Origin of the sequence: Bacillus sp. FSL K6-2944, from assembly GCF_038005385.1 — a bacterium.
Classification (GTDB): Bacteria; Bacillota; Bacilli; order Bacillales; family Bacillaceae_G; genus Bacillus_A; species Bacillus_A cereus.
Window position 1 is genome coordinate 17,496 of record NZ_JBBOTE010000007.1, and the last position, 13,094, is coordinate 30,589.

Here is a 13,094-nt window from a genome sequence, read left to right on the forward strand (position 1 = left end):
TATTGTAAATGAAATTCGGCTAAAAGACGAAAAAATTATTACTAAAGTATATTGTTCTATATTTAGAAAGGTAAAATTCTGAATATTCCGCCCTTTAAAAACTGAATAATCCTAAAGGAGCTGTAAAAATGATTTTGAAACGATCCTATCAAACATTACTACTCGTCATGAGTGTATTCTTACTACTCACGAGCTTCTTCATACCGCTTAATCAAGCAAGTGCGGAGGTCATCAATCATGAAAAATACAACATGGATTGGGCGTACTCTCCACAGTATGGAAAAGACGTACGGACAGAACTACTCAAGAATGCAAGTGGTCAAATAGCTTATTGCCTGGTATATGGCCTGAAATCACCTAATGGTCAAGACCTTCCTGAGAGTGGAAAAACAGATGATATTGTGTATCGTGTCTTATTGAATGGATACCCACAAAAGAGTCCAGAAGAATTAGGGGTTTCCACTTGGCAACAGGCACATTATTCAACGCAGCTCGCCTTATGGAATGCACTTGGGCAAATCAATACGGCAGAATTACAATTTAAAGATGCAGCTGTTGAAAAAGCAACGAAAGCAATCATTCATGCAACGGATCAGAGTCAAGACACACAAGATGTATACATGAATGTAGTTCCAACAGATAAGAAAGAAGCACAGCTAAACGGCGAATATTTTGAAACTACAACATATGCAGTACAAACAAATGCGAAAAAGGGTACATTCGTAGTGCAAATGAACAATGAACCAGAAGGTACACGTGTTGTCACAGAACAAGGTGAAGCGAAAGAAACGTTTCAACTAGGAGAAAAGTTCCGTATTCAAGTGCCAAAATCCTCTAAGAGTAGTGAACTATCTCTAAAAGTCGTTTCAAATCTAACGAACTACAACGCTGTTGTATACAAGGGAACCAGCACCATCCAGGATGCAACGGTTTTATTAGAACGTAGTACAGAGCAAGTAAGTACAGACTTACAAGTGTACTGGAAAGCAAATGGTGGCTTAAAAGTTATGAAAATAGATGAGAACAAAAAGCCACTTCCAGGTGCAGTATTTGAAGTCTTTAATAGTAACCAACAAATCATGGGAACGATTACAGCTAACGACAAAGGAATTGCTGAACTTGGTAATCTAGAGCTAGGAACCTATATTGTAAAAGAAGCGAAGGCGCCTGTAGGATATGTTTTGGATCAAAATCCAAAAACATTTGAAGTGAAAACAGGGGAAGTTGCTGTAATTGAAATGAAAAATGAACAAATTAAAGGAAATGTACAGCTTTTGAAAGTAGATCAAGATGGTAAAAAGAAATTAGAAGGCGCAGTATTTATCCTTGCGGATGCAAAAGGGAATTTAATTCATGAGTATACAACGGATAAAGAGGGCCTAATCAAAGTTGATAATTTGAAGTATGGGGAGTATCAGTTTATCGAAAAATCTTCTCCAGTAGGTTACATGTTAGTTAAAGAACCAATTTCTTTCAGTATTAAGGAAAATGGAAAGAAAATTGAATTAATCGCAAAAAACACACAAATAAAAGGATCTCTTGAAATCACAAAAGTGAACGTAGCAGATGAAAATAACAAACTACCAGGCGCAGAATTCACAATTTACGATGAGCAAGGAAAAGAAGTAGTAAAAGGAACAACAAATGAGCAAGGCATTGCGAAATTTGAGAAAATACCAGTAGGAAAGTACACATATAAAGAAACGCTTGCACCGGAAGGATTTTTAATTAACGAAGAGACATTCTCTTTTGGAATTAAAGCAGATGGCGAGATTATCAAACATACAGTACAAGATAAGAAAAAAGAATTTCCACCTACACCAACGAAACCACAACCAGAAAAGCCAGAACATCCTCAACCACAACCGGAGAAAACACCACAGGTAATTAAAAAGCCTGTACCAACACCAGAGAAACTACACATCATTGAAAAACAACCAGAACAACCAAAACAAATCAAAGAACAACCGAAGAAAGTAGAAAGTCATTTGCCAACAACAGGCGGTAAAGCAGAAAATCCATATTGGTACTGGATTGGAGCTACACTTGTCGCTCTTGGCAGTGTCGTAGCAGTTTACGCGTACAGAATGCGTAAAAAAGCAAAACAATAAATGTAAGTAACACTCTCAACTGATAAGGGAGGGCGGGACACAATGTGCGTGTTTGATGTACATTATCAGATCGATGGGATCAAATACAAAAAATCGTATTTGCTAGCATTACCTGAAGATGGGTTTCAGTTGCGAAATAATATACAACATGTTCTATATCAAGATCACCAACAAGCAGTTACGATCCTTTCTACAGATTTAGAAGAGCTATATGTAAATGAATTGTAAGGGGGAAAGTAATAAGTATGTTAATACAGTATGAGATCTTTCAATACGCTGTACTTACAGGAGCTCAAATCGTCATTTGTGCAGCTTTATGGTTATACAAATCAAAAATTATAAATGCTGTGCAAAAGTAGTAAAAGAATCTAAATTAAGAAAAAGAAAGGTGCGATTTTTATGAACGGAATGTTTATTGGAAGAAGTGAAAAGTCATTAAATTTTATCAAGCCAGAGTGTTATGACAGGAGTAAGTCAAATGTATTGGTAACGGAGACAGCGGGAAAAGGAATCAGTCCACATTCCGTGTTTGCAGAAGAGAATAGAAATATCTTGGTACGAGGAAGCGTAGGCAAAGGGAAAACATGGCTACTGAAACAATCAATCAACATCATGATACTAGAGGATGTCCAATTGACCCTATTAGATGGTTGTGGAGAATATCAAGAATACGAAGAACAGGTTTGTGTGATTCCTTTTGCACATGAAGGAGTGTTTCTCACCTTGTCAGAACAACAGCAGTGCAAGCAATCTCAGGTTGTTGTGATAGATGAAATGATGAAATGGTATCGTCAAGATTCAGAGCGGTTCCTTACATTTTTAGAAGAATTAGAGCAGTTGAATATAGGAATCATTGCAAGCTGTCAAGAGGAACCACCACCAGAATTAGCAGTGAAATTTGGTGAACCGTATCATTTAGATGAGGAGCAGTCTTAAAATCACACAATATTTCCATTTAACGATATAAAAAGATAAAAAGATGAAAGGGGAAAATGGAATGAAACCAATGAAGCATATGCGTAGCAAACGTGGTTTTTATATCGGTAGATTGAGACAGGGAATGGGAAAACACATGAATCCCTCAACGTTATCATCTGAATGTATTGGGAAACCAGGTGGAGGCATGGGATGGGCATTTCATCGACTGATGACATTAGATGGAGGTCATCAAAAGAGAATGAAAGTCATAGATCCAAAAGCGAATTTCCATGAGCATTTTCACAAGTGATCACAAATGTAGTGTAGGAAGGATGCTCTTTCATAGAGTATCCTCCATACAAAATAACGAAGGGGAGGGAAGAAAGCGAATATGAACATCCAAAATGAAAAGGTATTTGCAGATAAGGTATTAGAACAGCTGGAACTCAAGGTGGATTTGGTAGCAACAAAATTGATGAAAAGACAATGTATGTATATGACATGATTCAGAGAGCCTCTCAATTGTTTGATGAAATGGAGGGAGTTGGCTCCGATTGTAAATGAAAAAGTAAAAAAGAAATATGGCGTGCATGCAGAAAATAAAGATGCTCTTTTGTTAATTGGGAAGAGAGTTATAAGGGTTTTGTGTATTGTTCTCTTTATCAAAGGAATGAGATTGTATTTCATCCAAAATGAACATCTCAAAGAGAGTATGAGTCGGACGTTGTCTCAAATGGATATCGAACAACTTGTACAGATGGTTTCTGTTCGGATGATGGTTGCGATCTTTATCGTTGTCTTCGGTGGTTATCTCATAAAGGGGATTTCAATCTTAGATCATAAATGGTTCACCTACATGGTTCTATTCGGTTTCATTGATTTGGTATTGATGTATGTGTTTCCCGAAATCTACGTCACCATGTTTCAAACGATGTTTATCGAATAGGTTCTAAAAAATGATAGGAAAAGAGAGGAGAAAATGTATGTATGAAAACAGGCAAGTATGCTGGGAGCAATTTTGGAAAGAACAACTTACCATCAATGGAGAAATGGATATAGAACAAATCAAGCAAGAACTCTTCGAATATAAAACACTTTTAGAACAAATCAATCAACCTCAACAAGCAGTGATGCAGCCTCAAATATTGATTCAACTAGCCGTAGAACAACGCATACAAAAACATCAAGAAAAGACGTTGGCACTCGCGTAAACCATGTCATGACTAGAAGGGAAGGAAGTGAAAGAGTGGCGCGCAGCAAGTTTGATAAAGAACTTGAAAATATGATTGAGAAGAACTGGAAAGTACTTTTAGTGTTAGGGGCTGTGGGATTTGTCTGGTTCTCCAGAGAAAAAATAGTGATGGAAATCATGAAACGTGTACCAACAGTGCTTGATGTAACAGTTCGTATATGCAGCCTGATCTTGTGGGGAATTTTCATATATGCTGTGATCCGCATAGCTCTGCATTACTTGTACTTGCATTTTGAAACAAAACGGTATCGATATGTCATGTTGATTCCGCATATTGAGGATGAAGTGACAACGGAAAAGTTAGGACAAATGATCCGACATGTACATGGTACAGGACGTAAACCACTTGAACGCCTGAGAAAAGGGCGGGATTGGTATCGGATGATCATGTATCGTCCAGAAGGTCGCAAGGAACGGGTTCGTTACTATATTGGTGGTCCAGAAGATAAATTACAGCTCATTGTGGAAGCCGTGCAGAGTGTGTATACCAACAGTGAGGTGTATACCATTCGGAAAGAAGAAATGCCATTTCCAACGAAAAAAGCAGTAGGAGGAAGAATGGTATTAAAAAGAAAACGTTTAGAGGCAACGTTGTCATTAGCACGGTATACACGAGATGTACTACCGATGCTGGGAAATGCGATGGAGGAAAAAACATGGGTAGACGTCGCCTTTTCTCCAGACAATGGATATCGATTGACAAAGGGCATAAGAAAAGCAGAGAAAGCAATCAAAAAAAAGAAAAAAGATGGATTAGATGCTTTTGAGAAAGAAGAAATACGTGCATTAAACAAACGCTTTTCCAAGAACGAAGTAGCTTTTCAAGTGTCTGTTTCTTTTGCAAGTGATCATTATCCAGGTGTACCAGTCATTAAAAATATTGGTCACATGGTAGCCAGTTTGATGGCAGATGTGAATGAGCTTCGGTATAGAAGGTTGAGACGTTGTATAGCATTTGTCCCGCGTCCCGTATACGGAAAAATGGTCTGGACGGGATCAGAGCTCCTCAACTTGATGCATCTTCCGAATGTGACAGGTGATAAAAACAATAAAACAGAGAAGAACATTTTATACCTCGATAAAGGAGAAGCAATGATACCAGATGATATGTTAGCAGAAGGCATTACGATTGGCCATGTCATGCATCCTTATATCAAAAATAGATTGGTAAAGATTCGAGAAGAATTTTTCAAGAATCATGGCTACATTACAGGGAAAGTTGGTTCTGGTAAAAGTACAGTTGCTATGAAAGTGATGCAAAGCATCATAGATGAATGGTTAGAAAATCCAGATGAAGCTGGGGGACTATCTCTTTTTGATCCAACAAAAGATTTGGCGTATGTTGCGCTCAATCGTTTATTGAAAGCAGAAAAGGATGGGAAACGTGTTGATTGGAGTAAGGTTCATTTTATCCGTTTCCGAGATACGGATTATCCACCAGCACTTAATTTATTTCATCGCTTTCCAGGAGAAGATATCCAAACGGTTGTTGAGTCCATTATGGAAATGATTCAGTTAATGATTCCAGGGCAAGCGCAACAAACAGAGCGTTTATTACGAGCAATTATTGGTACCTTGCTGTGTGATGGGAGTCAAAATCATACGGTTTTAAGTATCCCGTTATTCATTAGCGATGAATTATTTCGAGCAAATGTGTTGCAAAATTTACAAGGGATAGAGAAAAAGTACTACGCTCATTTTTGGAGAAATGAAGTAGGGAAAGCGTTAGAAGACAGCACACAAGCGATATTAAATCGGTTAGATATATTCCGAAATACCTTGTACTTGAAAAGGATGTATGGGCAAACTGACTTTTCATTAGACATCCGCAACTGGATGGATCAAGGCCACCTCATCTTTTATGAGGTAGCAGGAATGAGTAAAGAAGATATTCAGCTTACAGTCGGTTATATCAGTAGTCAATATCACCGCATTGCACAGCAGCGTCCACATGGCTCTAAACTTCATTTAGCGGTGATTGACGAAGCGCATGACGTACAAGTGCCAGTTCTTCCAAAAATTATTGCGAAGGACCGGAAGCATGGATTAGGTCTTTGGGTGATTACGCAGCAAGTATCAGGGCAGCTAGACAAAGAACTGACAGACATGTTAACAGAAGCAGGCGGAAATTACTTTGTATGTAGGCAAGGTTTTAATTCCGCTAAAACATTGGAAGGAATTATGCAAAAGCAATTTCGTACAGAGTACCTGCAAGGTTTGCCTAACCTGGTGGTGGCGATTCAAACACAAGACCGAATCGATGGAGATGCTCAAAATGTGTGGTGTACCATACGTGTTCCGCCATTAGAGCGATATTTACCAAGTGGAAAGGTAGCCAATTATCAAATCGAACAAGAAATTCAAGCTTCGAATGAATGGACGAAAACAAAAATTAAAGAACTGGAGCGCAGCACTGGAAAATCCGGATCAGAAATTGATCAAGAAATTGATGAGTTCTTATATGGAAAAGGGAAGTATTTGACTTCTGAAAAAATCACACTCAAAAAAGAAGAACCAGTTGTTGAGTCTGGATGGGAGGCGTTAGAGCAAAGTTCTCCTTCAGCACAACCGAAGAATAAATCAGTAAAAAAGCAGCCAACAGAAGTTGGGAAGAAGCAAGAAACAATACCAGAAGTACGAACGGAGTCAAAGCAGCAAGCACAAGTCATTCCGTTTCCTAACACAGCCATAGCCACGATAGAGCGGGTGGAAGAGGAAAAAGAACGAAGTGTAGAGCCTAACCTAGATAAACAGAAAGAGCAATCAACGTTAGCTGATGCAACGAAAACAGAGAAGAAAGAAGAAATGGAAGAAGACAGTATTTTTGATATCTGGGAAGAGGAGTAGAGATGATGAGCAATATTTTATTACACGAATCAGATTTGGGGTTGCTTAATGATTTACACAATCATATGTACCTAGATATGGAATACATTCGCTTGAAAGATTATCCGAATCATACACCAAAATCCGTGTCCAATCGACTTCGCAAATTGGCAAAAGAAAACTACATTAAATACGAGCAATTGCCGTTATCCTCGACTCGATCCGAGGCGCGAAAATCAGGTAGACCAGAGCATGTTTTTACACTAACGCGAAAAGGGGTTGACATTGTTCGAGGGTTGAAAGGAGAAGTACATTGGAAATCGAGTTGGTCACAACGTTCCGCTACTTTTGTATACCACAGTTTAATGTTAGCGCGTATTGAATGTGCGATGACACTTTCTTCACAGCAAGAGGGAAGGTTGGAATTAAAAGAGTGGATCAACGAACCATGTGCCACCTTTCAGTATGCAAAAGGGAAGGACCGGGTACTTCGGCCTGACGGTGTTGCAATTGTAGGATTAAAAGAAGAAGTAGATAAAAATTTAGGTGTTTTTATAGAGATGGAACGCTCTTATGGATCAAAGAGTGTTTTGGAAAAGAAAATCCTTCGGTATAACGATTTTTTACAACGGGAAGAAAAGCTAGCTGATTACCGTATGCATATGGGAATGGCTTATGAGGTTCCAAAAGCGAAAGCAGTACCTGGAAAAGATGTATCTGTTCCGCTTTGGCGCTTGGTCTTTGTAGCGGGAAGTGAGAGTAGAGAAAAAGAATTAATCCGCTATTTGAAGGATGTCAGTAGTCCAGACATTCCAGTGTATATCACAAGGTATGAGGAGATATTACAAGATCCATTTGGTAGCATTTATCGCAATATTCGAAATACAGACAAGAAAGTGAGGTTGTAAGAATGTGTTCAAATTTATTATCTCTTCTGTAGCAAGTATCATCGTATTAGTGGTTTTCTCGGATTGGATTTTTGCAAGAGTACCAGGAGCGCAAGCAGCGTGGGGAGCGATACAAGAAACGGTAATCGAGACGTATCATAGCCAAGGCTGGGAAGGGGTACTGATTTTAGGAGTAGTTGCAGTTGGTATATATAAACTGGTGGATCGATAAAGGAGGAACAGGGTGATGGATATGATACATCCCATGATGCTTGTAAGGTGTGTAGGTCTCGCCATATGGTTGTATTCGCTTTTAGGGTTAATCATTTGTGCCAAACGGAAACAGTGGGAAGGCTGCGTGAAATTCTTAGGATATGGCCTGGTTGGTACGACGCTCTTCTTTAGTCAAGAAATGGTAGAGGTTGCAAAGTTTCTGGGTGGACCAATCGCTGTTGGTGGTGAATTGTAACAAATAAAGGAGGAATGATAGCCGTGTTTCAAAAAATCAAACAATGGTTTCAGAACATGAAAAATGGAAAAGAAGGAGAACCACGCAAGGCGTTACGTGTCCCCTCGTATAAAGGGAGATTGATAGGGAAATGGCTTTTTTGGGGGATATTAGCGTGGATGTTTTTCGTTTCTTGTACAACAGTCTTCAAAACAATGAAAGCAGATGCGAAAGTAACCCCGCAAACCGAAACAAAACAAGTCACACCTAAACAAAACCTGACGACACGTCCAGAAGGTATCGAATTTGCTCGCTTATTTACAAAAGAGTACTTTACCTGGAAGCGGGGAGAAGAAGAGCTTAGAAAGCGCGCAGAGCGCTTAAAAGGATATGTGTCACAAACGGAAGATTCGCAAGCTGGGCTAGAAACAAATGGTCTACAGTGGGATTCAGACTTTCTCTATGCAACGCTTTTGAAAGTGGATGAAACGAAGGAGAATGGATCGAACGTCATTTTTAAAGTGAAGTATAAATTACACAGGCAGAAACCAGATAACAGCGGAGAAGAAGTAAAAGAAGTTTGGCAACAAATATCCGTTCCCATCCAAACAGACGGAAAAGCCTTTGTTGTCAATGGGTTACCGCAAATTGTGAAAGTCGATGAAAAAGCAAATGTGAAAGAAAGCGAAAAAGAAAAGGAACGAGAAGAAATAAAAGATGTGAAAACAAAGAAAGATATCCAAGAGTTTTTACCCACATTCTTTAAGTCGTATACAACAGCATCACCAAAAGAATTAGCGTATGTACTTGATAATTCTCGTGTGAAAGGGTTAGAAGGGGCCATGAAGTTGGATAAGGTTACTTCCTCAAAAGTGTATCCAGGCAAAACGAAAGGCTCTTATGAGGTGCAAACAGAGGTCGTGTTAACGGATGCACATTCTGAAACAAAAATGAAGACCGTATACACCTTGTTTGTAAAAGAAGATGGCAAACAATTTGTTGTGACAGATTTACAAAATTAAAGAAGAGAGAGGGGCATGTGATATGTTTCAAATGCTAAACGATATGGTATTAGGAATGGGATTAAAAGGGGTTTTCGATGAAGTAAAAGAGCAAGGAACGTACGCTTTATATATTGTGTTTATTTTCGGGGGTATCTTTTTAGCGGTGAAACGTGCATGGACGATTTTTGCATCTTTAGTGGTAGGCGGTGCGGCAATGGTGTTCTTCATCAATAAACCAGATGCACTAAAAGCAATTGGGACATTCCTCGGGGGACTCATTGGTCTGTAGGAGAAGGAGGGCATAGCATGCAAGAACCAAAACAAAATTCTATCGTGGTGTATTGCTACGGGAGCTACATGAAGTTTTTGAGAAGGCAATATGAACTCATGGGGAAACGACTTCCCCGCGCAATTACTTGGCGTGCAATGGGTTACTTTGTTGTGGTAGAGGCGGGGCTTGTAGCGCTCCGCATCCTGCCACCATTTAAATGGTGGCTCGGGGATTTTATTGATCGATTCTATCTCATTTACTACATTGTCCTTCCTGTCTTTCTTGTTTGGGGTGTGGATCAATATAAAACAGACGACAAGTCATTATTCGCCTATTTTCGTGCTCGGATTGGATTTCTGTTTCGAAAACACCAGAGTAGCCGCTTGGCTCGTATGTCTAAACTGAAAAAACATGTGATAAGAGGAGAGACGTTTATACAGTATGGTCCATATGATTGGCAAAATAGAGAAGAGCCCATAGAAGAGAAGAATGTAGATGTTCATGCGTACTCGCTCACATTTTTACATCAAAAGGAGGAAGGAAATAATGTTGAAAAGTATGAAACGGAATCCACTGAAACACATTGAAAGAAATCTTGTGATTAGTATAGATGGTCGTTATTCCGGGGTATATGAGGTAGACGGTTTTGGATATGATCACAAAGATGATAGTACAAAGAAAACGTATTATCGCAATCAGCTTGCCTTATTTAATCAACAAGATTATGACGTGCATTTTCTGGTGATTCCGCGTACAACCAATTGTGATGAGATTATTGATGAACATATTGCGACATTAAAAGGGCCAATGGCACCAACGGGAAGATACTTTTTTGAACAAGTAAAGAAGTACCTTCGAAATTCATCCATCGCAAAGGAAAGTATGGAGTATCGCTTTTATATTTTGGTTCAGATGAACCAAGCAAAAAAAGAAAGAAAAATTATGAATCCCGTTGTAGAGTCATGGAAGTTCTTAAAAAAGATGGGAGAGGGATTCACGCAAACGGCAAGCAACATTTCAGGATTAGCTGTAACAGATATTTTAGAAGAGGAAATCGAATCGTACTTAGAAGTAGAAGAACTCGTGTATCACCAAGTACGTAGTGCGTTTCCCAATACAAAGCGGGCAACACCATCTTCGATTCGTTTTCTCTTCCAGCATAACTTTACACGTGGCATGACGGAACCAACGCAGAACAAGAATTGGAGAGTGGGTACAACAATGGAACTCCCGAGAGAAGATGGCGAAATGGTAAAAGTGCGCCGTCCAAACTTGCAAGAAATGATTCAACTGACAGATTGCGTCATTGATGAAAGTCCAGGACGTTCTCTTATCCTAGAAGGACAAAATGAAGAGGGTGAGGTAGAACAAGCGCATGTTGCCTTTTTAGCAGTCAAGAGTATGCCAGAGGCCTCTCTTTTCCCAGGTGGGGAATGGATTTATCGACTCCAGTCACAGGCGTTAAAGTTTCCTGTGGAGCTGAGTATTCGTGCACACCATTTAGAAAATGAAATGGTAACCAAAACTTTAACGAACAGTGAAATGGAATTAGAGGATCAGCAAAAACAAGCGATGATGGGACGCGGTTCAAAAGATATGACCATTGAGGGGAAACGACAAGGCGTTCGGATGGTGAAAGACCGCTTTGAAAGAACAGGTGCGCCAGGGTATGAGTTAAGTGTTCTATTTTGTGTCTATGCAAATGATGCGAAGACATTACAAAAGAGAATCAAGACACTGATTACCGAGTATAAAAAAATGAAAATTGAACTGGTAAATCCATATGGAGACCAATTGGCCTACTTCTATGAATTCTTACCAGGATCAAAGCGATACAACAAAGACTTTAAGTTGTTTGTAGAACCAGGTGTACTCGCACAAGGCATGTTTGGTGCCACCACACAAATTGGAGATAATCAAGGATTCTATATTGGGAAAACCAAAAAGTTAGAGCGTCCGGTTTTTATTCGTCCAGACTTGGCGGCAAAAGCATTAGAACATATTGTGACAGAGTTTGATAGTTTATCCGTCATCTTTGCAGGACAAACCGGAAAAGGAAAATCATTTTTAATGAATCTATTAGCCTTTTGGATTGTCCTAAGTGGCGGGAGAGCATTTATTACAGATCCTAAGGGCGACAGGACCAATTGGCCCAAGCTATTACCTGGTTTTAACAAACCAGAATTAGGATTCTTAGAAGTTTGGACACTCGGAAAACAGCAAGAAGATGCTGGCTGTTTAGATCCATTTCGGATTAGTGCTTCTATAGAAGATGCGAAGAGTTTGGCTCTTGAAATCTTAACGTTTTTAGCGGAAGTTGGACTAAATGATACACGATACGATTACTTATACAAAGCAATTGATACAGTAGCGGAAGAGAAAGATGCTTGTTTAGCACTTGTTCGAGTAGAGTTAGAAAAAATGAAATTAGGTTCCGATATACTGCCAAATGAACTAGAAAAATTAAACGCATTAACAAACAGACTAGCGACGCTAGAATCCATTCAGCTAGGAAACTTGTTATTTGGAAAACCGGGTCAAAACTACCGTGTACTGAGCTTAGAACGACCACTACAAGTCTTACAAATTCAACATCTACGCATTCCAAAAGGGAACCAAGACCATGAAGGTGTATCGGATAAATTATCTCGTAGTATTTTAATTGCGCTAGGTGCATTTGGAAAATCGCTTATGTTCTCGGATCGTGAAATTTTCAAAATTTACATGGTCGATGAAGCTTCTAGTATGTTGAAAAACCGTGAAGGTGCAAGCGCTTCTGACAAAATAATTCGGGAAGGTCGTTACCATAACATCGGGTTATATCTAGGAACACAAAATGCATCTGACTACAATTCAGAAAATAAAGAGATTGCCAATGTCGGAATGAAGTTTTGTTTCTCTCTTAAGCAGGATGAACAGGCAGAAGAAATGTTGAAATATTACAACTTACCAGTGACAGAAGAGAATGTTCGCATGTTACGGGAATTACGACGCGGAGAAGCCTTATTCCAGGATGTGCGCCCATACGGGCTTGTAGAGAATCTGTAATGACCAAACAGTGGGTAAAAGGTACAAAGGAAACATACCCATCATCAGCCAGCTTATCCGGAAGGGAAACCTAAAGGGGAGCATAGCATGCTGGAAAAGCCGTAAGTTGACTAGTTACCGTGTCACTACTGAACGGCAAGATGAACGGTTATGAATAAGGATGAAGGCTATACTGCTTGAATGACAGTCTGGCTGGGATAAAGAGACCCATAACGAAAAGGTAACTATATACGTTATGCAGTTCAACATTTGTACAGAGAGACAAATGTTAGGGAATTAAGATAATGTCTTGGTCTTAATTTGAAGTACCTCCGAACTGAGCGCTTCCA

Annotated in this window: 14 protein-coding genes; all 14 read left to right on the plus strand. The window is 39.3% G+C overall.

Going from position 1 to position 13,094, the window contains the following annotated elements:
* Window positions 1–128 precede the first annotated feature (128 nt).
* A complete protein-coding gene (locus tag MHH55_RS33740; RefSeq protein WP_078186458.1) occupies window positions 129–2,111 on the plus strand; it encodes a thioester domain-containing protein in 1,983 nt (660 codons plus the stop codon).
* 42 nt (window positions 2,112–2,153) lie between these two features.
* Window positions 2,154–2,339, plus strand: a complete 186-nt coding sequence (locus MHH55_RS33745; protein ID WP_078186459.1) for a hypothetical protein — start codon at window positions 2,154–2,156, stop codon at window positions 2,337–2,339.
* 255 nt (window positions 2,340–2,594) lie between these two features.
* Entirely contained in the window at window positions 2,595–3,047 is a 453-nt protein-coding gene (locus MHH55_RS33750; RefSeq protein ID WP_139362424.1) for an ATP-binding protein, read from the plus strand.
* A gap of 61 nt (window positions 3,048–3,108) precedes the next feature.
* A complete protein-coding gene (locus MHH55_RS33755) occupies window positions 3,109–3,339 on the plus strand; it encodes a hypothetical protein (RefSeq protein ID WP_078186461.1) in 231 nt (76 codons plus the stop codon).
* A 234-nt stretch (window positions 3,340–3,573) separates the two neighbouring features.
* Window positions 3,574–3,975: a hypothetical protein gene (locus MHH55_RS33760; RefSeq protein ID WP_340882416.1), complete on the plus strand. Its 402-nt coding sequence runs from the start codon at window positions 3,574–3,576 to the stop codon at window positions 3,973–3,975.
* Between the two features lie 37 nt (window positions 3,976–4,012).
* On the plus strand, window positions 4,013–4,240 hold the full coding sequence (locus tag MHH55_RS33765) for a hypothetical protein (protein ID WP_016123651.1): 228 nt from the start codon (window positions 4,013–4,015) through the stop codon (window positions 4,238–4,240).
* A 35-nt stretch (window positions 4,241–4,275) separates the two neighbouring features.
* Window positions 4,276–7,128 (plus strand): hypothetical protein, encoded by a 2,853-nt coding sequence (locus MHH55_RS33770; protein ID WP_078186463.1) that lies wholly within the window; start codon window positions 4,276–4,278, stop codon window positions 7,126–7,128.
* Window positions 7,129–7,133: 5 nt separating this feature from the next.
* Window positions 7,134–8,015: a replication-relaxation family protein gene (locus tag MHH55_RS33775; protein WP_078186475.1), complete on the plus strand. Its 882-nt coding sequence runs from the start codon at window positions 7,134–7,136 to the stop codon at window positions 8,013–8,015.
* A gap of 4 nt (window positions 8,016–8,019) precedes the next feature.
* Entirely contained in the window at window positions 8,020–8,226 is a 207-nt protein-coding gene (locus MHH55_RS33780; RefSeq protein WP_078186464.1) for a hypothetical protein, read from the plus strand.
* A gap of 15 nt (window positions 8,227–8,241) precedes the next feature.
* On the plus strand, window positions 8,242–8,463 hold the full coding sequence (locus MHH55_RS33785; protein WP_254849734.1) for a hypothetical protein: 222 nt from the start codon (window positions 8,242–8,244) through the stop codon (window positions 8,461–8,463).
* A 23-nt stretch (window positions 8,464–8,486) separates the two neighbouring features.
* Window positions 8,487–9,464 (plus strand): conjugal transfer protein, encoded by a 978-nt coding sequence (locus MHH55_RS33790; RefSeq protein ID WP_078186466.1) that lies wholly within the window; start codon window positions 8,487–8,489, stop codon window positions 9,462–9,464.
* 22 nt (window positions 9,465–9,486) lie between these two features.
* A complete protein-coding gene (locus tag MHH55_RS33795) occupies window positions 9,487–9,735 on the plus strand; it encodes a TcpD family membrane protein (RefSeq protein ID WP_016123645.1) in 249 nt (82 codons plus the stop codon).
* 17 nt (window positions 9,736–9,752) lie between these two features.
* Complete coding sequence (locus MHH55_RS33800; RefSeq protein ID WP_078186467.1) at window positions 9,753–10,304, plus strand: TcpE family conjugal transfer membrane protein; 552 nt, start codon at window positions 9,753–9,755, stop codon at window positions 10,302–10,304.
* Window positions 10,264–12,765, plus strand: coding sequence for an ATP-binding protein (locus tag MHH55_RS33805; protein WP_340882424.1), 2,502 nt, complete (start codon window positions 10,264–10,266; stop codon window positions 12,763–12,765). Before MHH55_RS33800 ends, MHH55_RS33805 begins: the two co-directional genes overlap by 41 nt.
* Window positions 12,766–13,094 lie beyond the last annotated feature (329 nt).